This is a genomic window from Saccharothrix sp. AJ9571 (assembly GCF_021725495.1).
GTDB classification, from domain to species: Bacteria; Actinomycetota; Actinomycetes; order Mycobacteriales; family Pseudonocardiaceae; genus Amycolatopsis; species Amycolatopsis magusensis.
In genome coordinates this window covers 3,682,779-3,696,996 of the sequence record NZ_CP091382.1, presented here as the reverse complement: position 1 = coordinate 3,696,996, position 14,218 = coordinate 3,682,779, and the positions used below count along the sequence as shown (strand labels likewise).

The following is a 14,218-nucleotide window of genomic DNA, read 5'->3' as shown; positions in this document are numbered from 1 at the left end:
CGATCACATCCGGAAAACGCCGTAGGAAACAGCTTCGAGTGGCGCGTTGGCCGCCGCCGACAGCGCGAGGCCGACCACCGTGCGGGTGTCCGCCGGGTCGATCACGCCGTCGTCCCAGAGCCGCGCGGTCGAGTAGTACGGGCCGCCCTGCGCCTCGTACTGCTCGCGGATCGGGTCCTTGAAGGCCTCTTCGTCCTCGGTGGACCATTCACCACCGCGGCCTTCGATCGCGTCGCGGCGCACGGTCGAGAGCACCGATGCCGCCTGCTCCCCGCCCATCACCGAGATCCGGGCGTTGGGCCACATCCACAGGAAGCGCGGCGAATACGCCCGCCCGCACATCGAGTAGTTGCCCGCGCCGAACGAGCCGCCGATGATCACCGTCAGCTTCGGCACCCGCGCGCAGGCCACCGCGGTGACCATCTTCGCGCCGTGCTTGGCGATGCCACCGGCCTCGTACGCCTTGCCGACCATGAAACCGGTGATGTTCTGCAGGAACAGCAGCGGGATCGAGCGCTTGTCGCACAGCTCGATGAAGTGCGCGCCCTTCATCGCCGACTCGGCGAACAGCACGCCGTTGTTGGCGATGATGCCGACCGGGTGCCCGTGCACGTGCGCGAACCCGGTGACCAGGGTGTTGCCGTACTCCTTCTTGAACTCGGCGAACCGGCTGCCGTCGACGATCCGGGCGATCACCTCGCGCACGTCGTACGGGGTGCGCGAGTCGGTCGGCACCACGCCGTACAACTCGGCCGGGTTCACCGCGGGCTCCTCGACCGGCCGCACGTCCCAGGGCCGCGGCGTGCGCGGGCCGAGGGTCGACACGATCGAGCGAACGATGCGCAGCGCGTGCGCGTCGTCGTTCGCCAGGTGGTCGGTGACGCCGGACTGGCGGGCGTGCACGTCGCCGCCGCCCAGTTCCTCGGCGGTGACCACCTCGCCGGTCGCGGCCTTCACCAGCGGCGGGCCGCCGAGGAAGATGGTGCCCTGGTTGCGGACGATCACGGCCTCGTCGCTCATCGCGGGCACGTAGGCGCCGCCCGCGGTGCACGAGCCGAGCACGGCGGCGATCTGCGGGATGCCGCGGGCGGACATGGTCGCCTGGTTGTAGAAGATGCGGCCGAAGTGCTCGCGGTCGGGGAAGACCTCGTCCTGGCGCGGCAGGAAGGCGCCACCGGAGTCGACCAGGTACAGGCACGGCAGGTTGTTGTGCAGCGCGACTTCCTGCGCGCGCAGGTGCTTCTTGACCGTCATCGGGTAGTAGGTGCCGCCCTTGACGGTGGCGTCGTTGGCGACGATCACGCATTCGCGCCCGGACACCCGGCCGACGCCGGTGATGATGCCGGCGGCGGGGGCCTCGTCGTCGTAGAGCCCGGTCGCGGCCAGCGGGGAGAGCTCCAGGAAGGGCGAGCCGGGGTCTAGCAAAGCGTCCACCCGATCGCGGGGCAGCAGCTTGCCGCGTTCCACGTGCCGGATGCGTGCCTTCTCCGGGCCGCCCAGCTGGGCCTGCGCGAGCCGCTTGCGCAGGTCCTCGGCCAGCTCGGCGTGACCAGTGGCGTAGCGGGCGTGGTCCGCGCTCCGCGGATCGGCGGAACTGCTCAGCACCGGGGTGTCCATGGCTCCTCGAGACAGGGGTTAGCGGTCGTTAACACCAGCTTCGATGTTAGCGACCACTAACCGCACTGTCCAGGCGCGCCCGCCACCGAATGCTATGAGTGGGGCATTACTAGCGCCCTCCCGTCACCCGCCACCACCCTCAACGGAGCTGCGCGCTGTTCGTTCAATGCAAGTAATGCCCCACTCATAGCATTCCCAGAGGGTTTGGCGGGGGCTCGTCAGCCGATCAGGGGGTGCTGCAGGTGACGGCGGGAGCCGCCCATTGGCCGTTCGCCATGACGGTGAAGCCGAACGTGGTGCTGGCGTTCGCGGCCAGGTTGCCGTTGCCGTTGGGCTTCATGGTCATCACGTTGCCGCTCCAGCTCGGCGTGCCGTTCCAGGTGGTCGACACCGATTGCGGGGAGGTCAGCGTGACCTTCGCGGTCCAGCTGCTGATCGCCGAAGCGCCCGCGGTGATGGTCACCTGGCCGTTGAACCGGTCGCCCCACTGCTGGACCCGCTGGTAGGTCGCGGTGCAGGCGCCGACGGGCGGGTTGCCCGGGTTGTCCGAAGGCGCGACCGCCTGGCCGGTGGACGTCGAGATCATGCCGGCGCAGAGGTTCCGGCTGGCCAGCCCGGCGGCGATCTGCGGGAGGGCGTTGATCGTCGACTGGTAGCCGTCGTGCATCAGGATCACGCCACCGGGCTGCAGGTTCGAGGCCGCCTGCACGATCTGGCTGGTGCTCGCGCCGTTCCAGTCCTGCGAGTCGACGCTCCACAGCACCTCGGTCAGCCCGAGCTGCTGCTCGACCGACTTGAGCGTGCTGTTCGTTTCGCCGTACGGCGGGCGGAACAACTTCGGCGTCTCACCCGTGGCCTGCTGCAGCGCCTGCTGCGTCTGCGTCAGCTCCGAGGTCATCTCCTGCGCCGACAACTGCGTCAGGTGCGGATGCGACCAGCTGTGGTTGCCCACCCACATCCCGGCGTCGCGCTGGCTCTTCGCCAAGGCGGGGTTCTGCTGGACCTTGTTGCCCACGTTGAAGAACGTTCCCCGCAGCCCGGCCGACTTCAGCGCGTTGACCAGCTGCGTGGTCGTGCCGCTGATCGGACCGTCGTCGAAGGTCAGGCCGACGTACCCGGCCGAGCAGCTGGGGCCACCGGGCGTACCGCCGTTGTTGAGCGCGCTGAGCACGGCGTCGTAGGCGGGCTTCTTCTGGCCGTTGCCGTTCCACAACAGGGGGGTGTCGTTCGGCCGCCACGAGTCGCTGTCCCGGATGCCCCACACGGTCACTCCGGTGCACCTGGGCACCGCCAGGCAGTCCTTGATGACGTTGCCGTAGGTGGTCGGCGACGCGCCCTGGATGTCCAGCTCGGTGATCTGCACGTCCACGCCCAGCGCCGCGAAGCTGGACAGCGTGGTGCGGTAGTTCGCCGGGTACGGCGAGCCGCTGTTCATGTGCGACTGGAGGCCGACGCAGTCGATCGGCACGCCGCGGTTCTTGAAGTCCTGCACCATCTTGTAGACGGCCTGGGTCTTGGCGTGGGACCAGTCGTCGGTGTTGTAGTCGTTGTAGCAGAGCTTCGCGCCCGGGTCGGCCGCGCGCGCCGCCTTGAACGCCGCCTCGATCCAGTCGTTGCCGGTGCGTTGCAGGTTGGAGTCGCGCCGGGCACCGCTGCTGCCGTCGGCGAAGGCTTCGTTCACCACGTCCCAGGCGACCACTTTGCCCTTGTAGTGGGTGGCGACCTGGGTGACGTGGTTGAGCATCGCCTGGCGCAGCGAGGAACCCTCCATGCCCTGCATCCAGCCCGGCTGCTGCGAGTGCCAGGCCAGCGCGTGCCCGCGAACCTTCATGCCGCGGCTGAGCGCGTGGTTGACGATCTGGTCGGCCGAGCCGTAGGAGAACTGCCCCTGGTTCGGCTCGGTGGCGTCCATCTTCATTTCGTTTTCGGGCGTGACGCTGTTGAACTCGCTGTTGAGGATGCCCGAGTAGGTGGAGTCGCCGAGCTTGTGCGCCGCGACCGCGGTGCCGAAGTAGCGGCCGCTTTCCGCGGCGGACGCGCCCAGCGTGGTGCCGGCGCTGGCGACGCCGGGCAGGACCACGGCCAGTGCGCCGAGCAGGCCGGTCATCCCGGCGATGGCGGCGAACCGGCCTCTTCGTCGTTCCGGCCTGCCGGCTTCGATGACAGCAGTTTCGGACATCACTTCCTCCAGGGGTTGCGTTTCCGAAAGTTTCGAAAAAAGTCTTGAAGCTTTCGTAAGGTAAAACCCCGATGGAGTGTCGTCAAGCAACGTAAACCCAGATGGAGCAAGTCGAAAATTTCGAACCTGGACAGCAAAAAGCCGGAGGGGCCAGCCGTGCAGGCGGCTGTCCCCTCCGGCGATCCCGGCGAGCCTGCGGCTCAGCCGGCCGCGTTCAACGCGGCGAGATAACCGAGCTTCTGCCCGTTGGCGGTCGGGTGGTACGACTCCTCGACCGGCCAGGTGAGGCTGTGCAGCCAGCGGTCGGCCGAGCAGATCTCGTGCCCGGTGAACACGGTGCGCACATCGACGAAGGTGAACCCGGCGTTCGAAGCCTGCGCCGAGGTGACCGAGGCGAGCGCGTCGGCACCGGAGTTGATCGCGGACCGCTTGGTGTCGCTCAGGCCCACATCGCAGGAGCCGGGGACCTTGTAGAAGCGCGGGTAGCCGAGCACGTACACCTTCGCGCCGGGCGCCTTGGCCTTGATCTTGTCGTAGACGCCCTTCAGCAGCCCCGGCAGCGTGCCGTTCACGTAGGCCTTGGCTTCGGCGACCCGGTTGACGCAGGCCTGGTCCGACCCGAGCGTGCAGTCGGTCATCACGTCCACGAAACCGGCGTCGTTGCCGCCCACCGAGACGGTGACGACGTTGGTGCCGGAACCGACGTTGTCCAACTGGCTCAGCACCTGCGGGGTGCGGGCACCGGAGCAGGCGAGGAAGTTCAGCGAGGCACCGTTGGCGCTGGCCCACAGCCGCGGGTACGCGTTGGCGCTTCGCTTGCAGGAACCCGAGTCGCCGTAACTGCCGGCGCCGAGCCCGGAAGAGTAGGAATCGCCGAGCGCCACGTAGTTCGTCGCGGCCGAGGCGGGAATCGTGAAGCCGAGCAGGGCGAGACCGGCCACGACGGCCACGATCATCGCTCGCCAAACGGGCAGGGTCGGTTTGTGGTCGGACGTGACCATGGTTCTCCTTCGTGAGCCCCCAACGTGAAAGAACAAGTACCACGTGGGAAATGCACGGGGAAGCACGCGCGGATGACGTAACTCGACCGGACTACCCCGAAAGTCGCCCGTCCGGATTGCCCAGTTGTTAGCGATCGCTAACGTGCCTGCTCTACGATGGGCGGATGCCAGCGCACCCGACCCCCCTCGTGCACGGCGAGAAGGCCAGCCGGCGCGAGCAGATACTGGCCGCGGCCGCCGAGTTGTTCGCCCGCCACGGGTTCCACGGCGTGGGGATCGACGACATCGGCGCCGCCGTGGGCATCTCCGGCCCCGCGTTGTACCGCCACTTCCGCAGCAAGGACGCGATGCTCGGCGAGATGCTGAGCTCGATCAGCCGCTACCTGCTCGACGGCGGGCAGGAGCTGGCCGCCGCGCGCACCGGGGCCGAGCTGCTCGGCGCGCTGGTCAAGTTCCACGTGGACTTCGCGCTCAGCCAGCCCGCCCTGATCACCGTGCAGGAGCGGAACCTGGCCAACCTCACCGACGCCGACCGCAAACAGGTTCGCGCGCTCCAACGCCAGTACGTCGAGCTGTGGGTCGAGGCGATCCGGACCACCGTCCCCGAGGTCGGTGAAACCCACGCCCGGTCCTCGGCACACGCCGTGTTCGGGCTGATCAATTCGACCCCGCACAACCGCTATCTGGCTGACGAGGAACTGGCCGAGCTGCTCGAACGGCTGGCGCTCGGCGCACTCCGCGCGGCGCGGTGACGCACCGCTCCCGATAGTCACCCGGGAGTGGTCCCAAAGGCGGCCGCCCTGGTGTTTGATAGGCACGTGCAGCCCGACAGGAGCGAGGACGAGCAGCGGCGGCTCGTGGAAAAAGCGCAGCGCGCGCTGGTGGCGATGCGGTTCGGCGAGGACGCCGACGCACTCGACCAACTGGCGCCCGCGCAGGCCGGCCTGCCCGAGACCCGGGAGCTGATGCTGCTGCTCTTCGGTGAGTGCAGCGCGATGGTGGCCACCCTCGGGGACGGCGGGACCGCGCCGGTCAAGGTGCAGGTGTTCGACGAGGCCGGGGAAGAGGTCTCGATCGACCAGGCGGACCCGCCGGTGCGCACGGCGGTGCGGACGCTGCTCGCCGAGGTGCACGGGAACACCGAAGCCGCGCAGGAACAGCTGGAGATCGCCCTGTCGAGCGCGGCCCCGGACGAGGTCGACAGCCTGGTGCTCCAGGCACTGCGGTGGACCATCCGGTTGTCCACCGAGTGCCTGGACCGCGACCTCCCGGTCACCGCCTGGATCTCCGACGCACTGGCCGACTAGGTCAGCAGCGGCTTCAGCAGGGCGGCGATCTGCGCGGTTTCGATCAGGAACGAATCGTGGCCGTACGGGGAGTGGATCACCGCCGCCTCCCCCGCGCCCCGGATGCCCGCCGCGAGCTCGACGGACTGCGCGAGCGGGTACAACCGGTCACTGTCCACACCGGCGACCACGGTGCGCGCGGTGACCCGCGACAGGGCCGCCGCCACGCCGCCCCGGTCCCGGCCCACGTCGTGCGAGTTCATCGAGCGGGTCAGCGTCACGTAGCTGCCCGCGTCGAAACGCCGCACCAGCTTCTCGGCGTGGTGGTCCAGATAGGACTCCACGGCGAACCGGCCGTCCCCCTGCGGGGAGCGGCCGAAGCGTTGCACCAGTTCGGGTTCACTCCGGTAGGTGACGTGCGCGATCCGCCGCGCGATGCCCAGGCCGACATGCGGGGCCTCGCCGGTGTCGTAGTAGTCGCCGCCGTGCCAGTGCGGATCGCCGGTGATCGCGTGCAACTGCGGGGACGCCCAGGCGATCTGGTCCGCCGAAGCCGCCGCCGGCGCGGCGAGCACCAGTAGCGCCTCCACGCGCGCCGGGTGGCTCACCGCCCATTCCAGCGCCCGCATCCCGCCCATCGAACCGCCCAGCACCGCCGCCCAGCTCGCGATGCCGAGGTCGTCGGCGAGCGCGGTCTCGGCGGAGACCTGGTCCCGGATGGTCAGCGCGGGGAACCGGCTGCCCAATGCCCGGCCGTCGGAGTCCAACGAGGACGGTCCGGTCGAGCCCTGGCAACCGCCCAGCACGTTCGGCGCGACCACGAAGTACTCCTCCGTGTCGACCGGCCGTCCCGGCCCGACCAGCGCGTCCCACCAGCCCGCGCTGGGGTGGCCGTCACCGGCCGGACCGGCGACGTGGCTGTCGCCGGTCAGCGCGTGCTCGATCAGCACCGCGTTCGACCGGTCGGCGTTCAGCGTGCCCCAGGTCTCGTACGCCAGCGCGAACCCGGGCAGCTCGCCGCCGGACTCCAGCCGGACCGCGCCGGTGCGGGTGACCCACCGGCGGCGGCCCGGCGGGTCACCCGGGCGCCAGGCACCGGTCACAGAGCCGCCTTGGCCGCCCTGAACCCGGCCTCCAGGTCAGCCTTCAGGTCCTCGATGTGCTCCAGGCCGACGGCCAGCCGCACCAGTCCCGGCGTCACGCCGGAGGCCAGCTGCTCCTCCGGGGAGAGCTGGCTGTGCGTCGTGCTCGCCGGGTGCACGATCAGGCTGCGCACGTCCCCGATGTTCACCAGCTGGCTGTGCAGTTCCGTGCCGTCGACGAACCTGCGGCCCGCCTCGACCCCGCCGCGCAGGTCGAAGGACAGCACCGCGCCCGCACCGCCGGGCAGGTACTTCTGCGCGGCCTGGTGGTACGGCGACGACGGCAGGCTGGCGTAGTAGACCTTCTCCACCTCGTCCCGTGCCTCCAGCCACTCAGCGAGCGCCTTGGCGTTCGACACGTGCCGCTCGATGCGCAGCGACAGCGTCTCGATCCCCTGCAGGATCAGGAAGCTGTTCAACGGCGCGATCGCGGCGCCGGTGTCGCGCAGCAGCTGCACCCGCGCCTTCGCGGCGTACGCGCCCGGGCCGAGGGCCTCCCAGTACTTGAGCCCGTTGTAGCTGGGGTCGGGCTCGCTGAAGCCGGGGAACTTCGCCGGGTCCGCGCCGAAGTCGAAGGTGCCGCCGTCGACCAGCACCCCGGCGATCGTGGTGCCGTGGCCGCCGAGGTACTTGGTCGCCGAGTGGACCACCACGTCGGCGCCGTGCTCGATCGGGCGCAGCAGGTAGGGCGTGGGGATGGTGTTGTCCACCAGCAACGGCACCCCGGCCTCGTGCGCGGCGTCCGCGACGGCCCGGATGTCCAGCACGTTGCTGCCCGGGTTCGCCAGCGTCTCGGCGAAGAACAGCTTGGTGTTCGGGCGGACCGCGGCCTTCCACTGCTCGATGTCGTCCTGGTCGTCGACGAAGGTGACCTCGATGCCGAGCTTGGGCAGCGTGTAGTGGAACAGGTTGTAGGTGCCGCCGTAGAGCGACGGGCTGGAGACGAAGTGGTCGCCCGAGTTCGCCAGGTTCAGGATCGCCGCGTTCGTGGCCGCGGTGCCCGAGGCGAAGGCCAGCGCCGCCACCCCGCCTTCCAGCGCCGCCACCCGCTGCTCCAGCACGTCCTGGGTCGGGTTGTTGATGCGGGTGTAGATGTGGCCCGGCTCGGCGAGGCTGAACAGGTCGGCGCCGTGCTGGCTGTCGCGGAAGACGTACGAGGTGGTCTGGTAGATCGGCGTGGCCCTCGCGCCGGTGGCCGGGTCCGGCGCGGCGCCGGCGTGGATCTGCTTGGTTTCGAAGGACCAGGCCTCGGTCATGGGTGGTTCTCCTCGCGACTCGGCGAATCGGTGCACTGGGGATTGCTGCCGAAGCTAGTTACCGCCACCGTTCAGCCCAACCGCCTCTCACGCCTTGGGAGCCGGGTACCCCATCAGGCGTAGGAACCGGTGCCGCCCTGGACACGACGACGAGACACGGGTAGGTCCCGATCCTGGATGCCATGACCAGGTTGCGTCCCACCACCCGGAAATGGCTGTTGATCGTCCACGTCGTGGCCTCCATCGGCTGGGTCGGCGTCGAGCTGTCGATCATGGCGCTCGGCGCGGTCGGGCTGCTCAGCGACGACCCCGCGGTGGTCCGCGGGGTGCAGCTCAGCGCGGGCACGCTCGGCGAGCTCTTCTACCTGCCTGCCAGCCTGCTCACGCTGGTTTCCGGAATAGCGCTGAGCTTGGGCACCAAATGGGGGCTGGCGCGCTATTGGTGGGTGCTGCTGAAAATAGCCATCACGCTGGCGCTGACCATCGGCGGAAATCTCGCGGTGGTGCCCAGATTCGCCGACGCGGCCGACAAAGCCGCACGCGGCGAGCCCATCGGTGACACCGCCGTCATGCTGTTCAGCGCCATGAGCGCCGGGCTCACGCTGTTGCTGATCGCCACTTTGCTCTCGTTCTTCAAGCCCGGCGGAAAGGTGAATCGGCGGAGGGAGAACACCGGGAGGTCACGCCGCCGGGGCGCGGCCACGGATAGAGTCGATGTTCATGGCGTCGGTGCGCACCGTGGTTGACCGGGTGGGGCCCACGTTGCTGCACGCCCTCCTCCTGCCCGACGAGCCGCCGCCGGTCGCCGACGTGGTGATCGCCGAGCCCGGCACGCCGGGGCACCTCGCGGCCGGTGATCTGGTGCTCGCGGTGGCGGTGACCAATCCGGCGGACGCGGTCACCCTGGTCCGCTGCTGCGCGAAGAAGGGCGCGGCGGCGGTGCTGTTCAAACCACCGCTGGCGGCGAAGCCGTCGGTCAAGCGGGCTGCCAAGGCGGCGGACATCGCGTTGATCGAGGTCAGCGCGGCCACCTCGTGGGCCCAGCTGGTCTGGCTGCTGCGGACCGTGCTCGACGCGCTGACCGACGAGGCCGAATCCCCGGAGAACGGCGGCGACCCCGGCGGCGGTGACCTGTTCCGCCTGGCCGACGCGGTGGCCGCGGTGGTCGACGCGCCGGTCACCATCGAGGACACCAATTCGCGCGTGCTGGCCTACTCGGCGCGCCAGGACATCACCGACCCGGCCAGGGTGTCGACCATCATGGGCCGCCGCATCCCGGACGACGTGCTGGCGCGGTTCCGTTCGCGCGGGGTGTTCCGCGAACTCTCCCGCGGCAGGCAGACGATCTTCGTGCCCGAGCAGCGCGACGGCACGCTGCCGCGGTTGATCGTGCCGATCCGGATGGGCGGGGAGCTGCTCGGCTCGATGTGGGCGGTGGTGCGCGGGCCGGTGTCGGACGAGCGGGCCGCCGCCTTCGCCGACGCCGCGCCGGTGGTCGCCCTGCACCTGCTGCGGCGCCGGGCGCACGCCGACGCGCAGCGCCGGGCCAGTGCCGAACTCCTGCGCGCGGTGTTGCAGGGCAAGGCGAGCCCGCGCAAGGCGATCGCCGAACTGGACCTCGCCGAAGTACCCCACCGGGTGGTGGTGATCGACACCCCCGAAGACGGCTCGCGGGACGCCGAAGGCAGCAGGCTGGCCCTGCTGGAGCGCATTTCCAGCGGCATCGGGTGGCGTCCGGTGGCCACGGAACTCGGGGGCCTGCTCTACGCGGTCGTCCCGGACGGCGACGCCTGGACCGAACTGCGCGAGGTCCTCGCCCAGGCCAAGACCAGGCGCGGCGCCCCGCGGGTGGCCGCGGGCAGCGCGAGCGAGGTCGCGGAACTGGCCCGGTCGCGCGCGGAGGCCGAGGAGGCGTTCGGCCTGCTGCGCGCCGGACTGGTGCCGGGCCGGGTGGTCAGCTTCGACGAGGAGTGGACCGCGCTGGCCCTGCACCGCGCGGCGACCGCGGCCGGCGCCGCGAAGGTAGCCGAACTCGGTCCCCTGCAAGCGATCCGCGCCCACGACGAAGCACATCGGACGGACTACACCGACACCCTCTACGAGTGGCTGCGCCACCCCGGCGATCCGCGCGAGGCCGCGCTGTCGTTGCGGATCCACCCCAACACCCTGCGGTACCGCATGCGGAAACTGGGTGAACTGGTGCCGGTCGACCTCGACGACCCGGACGTCCGGCTCGCGCTGCTCACTCAGCTCGTGTCACTGCACTGGGCCTGATAGCTCAGGTCGACCGCCCGCAGCGAACCCGGCCGGACGCGCAACCACCGGCAGCGCGCGTCCTCGTACAGGTAGTCGCGGAACCGCTGGTCCCAGCGGGATTCGTCGTCACCGAGGTAGCGGCGCAGCTTCCGCCTGCCGCGCGGGACGTCGAACGGCAGCAACTCCGCCTCGCCGCGGGCGATCACCTGCCGCACCAGCCCGGTGTCGAGTTCGCAGACGTCGACCACCAGCGCCAGCACCGGATCCGCGGCGACCAGTGCGGGCAGCCGCGACCACGGGCCGGTGAGGATCCAGAACGCGCCGTCCTCCCAGAGGTACCAGGTGGGCCGCACGCTCGGGCCCGCCGCGGCGACCCTGGCGGTCAGCGGCCCGGCGAGGAAGGCGTCGACGTCGAACGGGCTCACGGCAGCAGCCCGGCGACTTCCCCGAGCAGGTCGATCTGTTCCCCGCGATCCCCGGCGAACGGCATCGCGGCGATCCGGTGCACCCCGGCGTCCGCGTAGACCGCGAGCCGCTCGGCGACCTCCGCCGGGCTGCCGGTCACCAGTGCTTCCCTCGCCTGTGCCTCGCTCATCCCGTAGCCGGTGAGCGAGCGGACCTGGGCGTCGAGCACCGGATCCGGCAGCTTCCCCACGGCGAGGCTGACCCCGACCGTGATCCCGGGCACCGGCCGGTCGTACTCCGCGGCGAACTCGGCCAGCCGCGCCCGCTGCTCCCCGATCCACGCGGGCGCCGAGAACGCGGGGAACCATTCGTCCCCGAACCGCGCCACCCGCCGCAACAGCCCCGGCCCGCTGCCGATGATCAGCGGCGGCATCTGGGCCCCCGGCGCCAGCGCGAACTCCACCCCGTCCACAGTGGCCGGTCGGCCCGCGACCAGGTCCGGCAGCACCTCCAGCATCGCCGTGGTCCGCTTGCCGCGTTCGGCGAACGGCACCCCCGCCGCCCGCCAGCCGAGTTCCCCGTGCGCGTCCCCGCCGGTGCCGACCCCGAGCAGCACCCGGTTGCCGGACAGCGATTGGAGGGTGGCGATCTGCTTCGCCGCCCAGGCAGCCGGCCGCAACGCGAGCACGAGCACCCCGAAGCCCACCTTGACGCGGGTCGTGGCGGCGGCCGCGGCGGTCAGCGCGACGATGCTGTCCATGCGCGGCGAGGCGGTGATCAGGTGGTCCCCGACCCACACCGATTCCAGGCCGGCGTCCTCGGCCCGGCGTGCGTGCGCGACGAACGAATCCGGGGTGGAACCGTCGAGGTAGACGCCGATTTTCACCGGACCTCCAGCAGGGTCTTGCCGAGCGTGGACCTGGCTTCGATGGCCGCGTGCGCGTCGGCCGCGCGTTCCAGCGGGAAGCGCTGCCCGATCACCGGCCGCAGCCTGCCCGCGGCGGCCTCGGTCAGCGCCTGGAGCGCGAGCACCGGCATCTCTTCGGGCTTCGCCAGCGGCCCTCGTTCGATCCGCACCCCTCGCGCTTCGGCGTCTTCGAGGTCGCTGGCCTCCCCACTGGCCTGCCCGAACACGAACACCCGCCCGCCCGGCCGCACCGCTTCGAACGCGGCGCGGCCGATCCGCCCGCCCACGCCGTCGAACACCACGTCGACCGGTTCGGCCCAGTCGGGCTGCCGATAGTCGAGTGTCACGTCGGCGCCGAGTTCCTTGGCCAGCGCGAGCTTCTCGGGACCGCCCGCGGCCGCCAGCACCTCGGCCCCCGCCGCCTTGGCGAGCTGGACGAGGAGGCTGCCGACCCCACCGGCGGCCGCCTCGACCAGCACGCGTTCACCCCCGGTCAACGCCGCCGCGCGGATCAGCATGAGCGCGGTCCGCCCGTCCGCGAGCAGCGCCACCGCGTCGTCGAGCCCGAGTCCGGCCGGCACCTCCAGCACGTTCCCCACCGGTGCGACCGCCCGCTCGGCGTAACCGCCGGACCCCCGCAGGCTGCTCACCACGCGCTTGCCCACCAGCGACCCGTCCTCGGCCGCCAGCACCACCCCGCCGACGCCGTTGCCCATGATCATCGGGAACTCCCCGCGGAACGGGCCGAAACCCGTGCGCCGGAACTGCGTCTCGACGTAGGTCAGGTTCGCGAACTCGACGTCGATCAGCACCTCACCCGATCCGGGCACCGGCTCCGGCGCCTCCCCCGCGACCAGCACCCCTGGCTCGCCGAACTCCCTCAACCACACGGCTCTCATGCGGCAACTCTGCGAGCTCCAGTTCGGTGGAGGTCAAGAACTGTTCTGAGGCCACCACGAACCCAGGGCAATCCTGTCCGGCCAGCACGATGACACCGCCGTCCGAGTGCTTCACCGTGAAGCAGAGCACTTCGTCAACCAGACACAGGAGGCAGCCGTGCGGATCGCCGTCCCCCGTGAGATCAAGACCCACGAATACCGGGTCGCCCTCACCCCGGCCGGGGTGCACGAGCTGACCCGCCGCGGGCACGACGTCTTCGTCGAGGCCGACGCCGGCCTCGGCTCGGCCATCACCGACGACGAGTACCTCTCGGCGGGCGCGAAGATCGTCGCCAACGCCGACGACACCTGGGCCGAGGGCGAGCTCGTCCTCAAGGTCAAGGAGCCCATCGCCGAGGAGTACCACCGCCTGCGGGCCGACCAGGTGCTGTTCACCTACCTGCACCTCGCCGCCGACCAGCCGCTGACCGAGGCGCTGCTGAAGGCGGGCACCACGGCCGTGGCGTACGAGACCGTGCAGACCCCGAACGGCGCGCTGCCGCTGCTGGCCCCGATGTCGGAGGTCGCCGGACGGCTGGCCCCGCAGGTCGGTGCCTACGCGATGATGAAGCCGAGCGGTGGCCGCGGTGTGCTGCCCGGCGGCATCCCCGGCGTGCACCCGGCGCGCGTGGTGGTCATCGGTGGCGGTGTGGCCGGGCTCAACGCGGCACGGGTCGCACTGGGCCTCGGCTCGGACGTCGAAATCCTCGACACCAACGTCGACCGCCTGCGTCAGATCGACAACGACTTCGGTGGCCGCATCCGCACGGTCACCTCGAACGCCTTCTCCGTGGAGCAGGCCGTGCTCGAAGCCGACCTGGTGATCGGCGCGGTGCTGGTGCCCGGCGCGAAAGCGCCGAAGCTGGTCTCCAACGAGCTGGTGGCGCGGATGAAGCCGGGCAGCGTGCTCGTCGACATCGCGATCGACCAGGGCGGCTGCTTCGCCGACTCGCGCCCGACCACCCACGACGAGCCGACCTACCAGGTGCACGACTCGGTCTTCTACTGCGTGGCGAACATGCCGGGCGCGGTGCCGCGGACCTCGACCTACGGGCTGACGAACGTGACCCTGCCCTACGCGGTGGCGCTGGCCGACCTCGGCTGGCAGCCCGCGCTGCGTGCCGACTCGAGCCTGGCGAAGGGCCTCAACACGCACGCCGGGCAGCTCACGAACGAGCCCGTCGCCGTCGCGCACGGCCTCGCCCACACCCCCCTGTCCCAGGTCGTCTGA

The 14,218-nt window shown here is 70.7% G+C and carries 13 protein-coding genes and 1 pseudogene; 5 read left to right on the top strand and 9 right to left on the bottom strand.

Annotation, left to right across the window (positions count from 1 at the left end; genetic code table 11):
- Positions 1 to 3 precede the first annotated feature (3 nt).
- The 4 genes and pseudogenes from L3Q67_RS16750 to L3Q67_RS16735 all read right to left on the bottom strand — a co-directional run bounded on the left by L3Q67_RS16750 (position 4) and on the right by L3Q67_RS16735 (position 4,797).
- Positions 4 to 1,617, bottom strand: a complete 1,614-nt coding sequence (locus L3Q67_RS16750; protein ID WP_499190379.1) for a carboxyltransferase domain-containing protein — start codon at positions 1,615 to 1,617, stop codon at positions 4 to 6.
- Between the two features lie 226 nt (positions 1,618 to 1,843).
- Complete coding sequence (locus L3Q67_RS16745) at positions 1,844 to 2,203, bottom strand: cellulose binding domain-containing protein (RefSeq protein ID WP_499191557.1); 360 nt, start codon at positions 2,201 to 2,203, stop codon at positions 1,844 to 1,846.
- Positions 2,204 to 2,440: 237 nt separating this feature from the next.
- Positions 2,441 to 3,724, bottom strand: a pseudogene (locus L3Q67_RS16740) (endo-1,4-beta-xylanase); the annotation flags it as partial.
- Positions 3,725 to 3,996: 272 nt separating this feature from the next.
- A complete protein-coding gene (locus L3Q67_RS16735; RefSeq protein ID WP_499190378.1) occupies positions 3,997 to 4,797 on the bottom strand; it encodes an SGNH/GDSL hydrolase family protein in 801 nt (266 codons plus the stop codon).
- Positions 4,798 to 4,961: 164 nt separating this feature from the next.
- On the opposite strand from L3Q67_RS16735, the gene L3Q67_RS16730 reads away from it, so the two are divergent.
- Positions 4,962 to 5,549 (top strand): TetR/AcrR family transcriptional regulator, encoded by a 588-nt coding sequence (locus L3Q67_RS16730; RefSeq protein ID WP_499190377.1) that lies wholly within the window; start codon positions 4,962 to 4,964, stop codon positions 5,547 to 5,549.
- A 66-nt stretch (positions 5,550 to 5,615) separates the two neighbouring features.
- Entirely contained in the window at positions 5,616 to 6,104 is a 489-nt protein-coding gene (locus L3Q67_RS16725) for a hypothetical protein (RefSeq protein WP_209662262.1), read from the top strand.
- Here the strand turns inward: L3Q67_RS16725 and metX are convergent.
- Both metX and L3Q67_RS16715 read right to left on the bottom strand, forming a co-directional pair.
- Positions 6,101 to 7,186: a homoserine O-acetyltransferase family protein gene (gene metX, locus L3Q67_RS16720; RefSeq protein ID WP_499190376.1), complete on the bottom strand. Its 1,086-nt coding sequence runs from the start codon at positions 7,184 to 7,186 to the stop codon at positions 6,101 to 6,103. The genes L3Q67_RS16725 and metX overlap by 4 nt on opposite strands.
- Complete coding sequence (locus tag L3Q67_RS16715) at positions 7,183 to 8,481, bottom strand: O-acetylhomoserine aminocarboxypropyltransferase/cysteine synthase family protein (RefSeq protein WP_499190375.1); 1,299 nt, start codon at positions 8,479 to 8,481, stop codon at positions 7,183 to 7,185. The genes metX and L3Q67_RS16715 overlap by 4 nt, the downstream gene beginning before the upstream one ends.
- 182 nt (positions 8,482 to 8,663) lie before the next feature.
- On the opposite strand from L3Q67_RS16715, the gene L3Q67_RS16710 reads away from it, so the two are divergent.
- Both L3Q67_RS16710 and L3Q67_RS16705 read left to right on the top strand, forming a co-directional pair.
- On the top strand, positions 8,664 to 9,227 hold the full coding sequence (locus L3Q67_RS16710) for a hypothetical protein (protein ID WP_499190374.1): 564 nt from the start codon (positions 8,664 to 8,666) through the stop codon (positions 9,225 to 9,227).
- A complete protein-coding gene (locus tag L3Q67_RS16705) occupies positions 9,202 to 10,755 on the top strand; it encodes a helix-turn-helix domain-containing protein (RefSeq protein WP_499190373.1) in 1,554 nt (517 codons plus the stop codon). The genes L3Q67_RS16710 and L3Q67_RS16705 overlap by 26 nt, the downstream gene beginning before the upstream one ends.
- On the opposite strand, the gene L3Q67_RS16700 is transcribed toward L3Q67_RS16705, so the two are convergent.
- The 3 genes from L3Q67_RS16700 to L3Q67_RS16690 are packed head-to-tail and all read right to left on the bottom strand — an operon-like array spanning position 10,728 to position 12,948.
- Positions 10,728 to 11,162, bottom strand: coding sequence for a pyridoxamine 5'-phosphate oxidase family protein (locus L3Q67_RS16700; RefSeq protein WP_499190372.1), 435 nt, complete (start codon positions 11,160 to 11,162; stop codon positions 10,728 to 10,730). The genes L3Q67_RS16705 and L3Q67_RS16700 overlap by 28 nt on opposite strands.
- Positions 11,159 to 12,028 (bottom strand): LLM class flavin-dependent oxidoreductase, encoded by an 870-nt coding sequence (locus tag L3Q67_RS16695; RefSeq protein WP_499190371.1) that lies wholly within the window; start codon positions 12,026 to 12,028, stop codon positions 11,159 to 11,161. Before L3Q67_RS16695 ends, L3Q67_RS16700 begins: the two co-directional genes overlap by 4 nt.
- Positions 12,025 to 12,948, bottom strand: coding sequence for an MDR/zinc-dependent alcohol dehydrogenase-like family protein (locus L3Q67_RS16690; protein WP_499190370.1), 924 nt, complete (start codon positions 12,946 to 12,948; stop codon positions 12,025 to 12,027). The genes L3Q67_RS16695 and L3Q67_RS16690 overlap by 4 nt, the downstream gene beginning before the upstream one ends.
- Positions 12,949 to 13,105: 157 nt before the next feature.
- On the opposite strand from L3Q67_RS16690, the gene ald reads away from it, so the two are divergent.
- On the top strand, positions 13,106 to 14,218 hold the full coding sequence (gene ald / locus L3Q67_RS16685; protein WP_499190369.1) for an alanine dehydrogenase: 1,113 nt from the start codon (positions 13,106 to 13,108) through the stop codon (positions 14,216 to 14,218).

Bases quoted from the DNA above. Each gene is read 5' to 3' on its own strand.
- L3Q67_RS16750 (WP_499190379.1), bottom strand. From the start codon at position 1,617: ATGGACACCCCGGTGCTGAGCAGTTCCGCCGATCCGCGGAGCGCGGAC.
- L3Q67_RS16745 (WP_499191557.1), bottom strand. From the start codon at position 2,203: ATGATCTCGACGTCCACCGGCCAGGCGGTCGCGCCTTCGGACAACCCG.
- L3Q67_RS16735 (WP_499190378.1), bottom strand. From the start codon at position 4,797: ATGGTCACGTCCGACCACAAACCGACCCTGCCCGTTTGGCGAGCGATG.
- L3Q67_RS16730 (WP_499190377.1), top strand. From the start codon at position 4,962: ATGCCAGCGCACCCGACCCCCCTCGTGCACGGCGAGAAGGCCAGCCGG.
- L3Q67_RS16715 (WP_499190375.1), bottom strand. From the start codon at position 8,481: ATGACCGAGGCCTGGTCCTTCGAAACCAAGCAGATCCACGCCGGCGCC.
- L3Q67_RS16710 (WP_499190374.1), top strand. From the start codon at position 8,664: ATGACCAGGTTGCGTCCCACCACCCGGAAATGGCTGTTGATCGTCCAC.
- L3Q67_RS16705 (WP_499190373.1), top strand. From the start codon at position 9,202: ATGGCGTCGGTGCGCACCGTGGTTGACCGGGTGGGGCCCACGTTGCTG.
- L3Q67_RS16690 (WP_499190370.1), bottom strand. From the start codon at position 12,948: ATGAGAGCCGTGTGGTTGAGGGAGTTCGGCGAGCCAGGGGTGCTGGTC.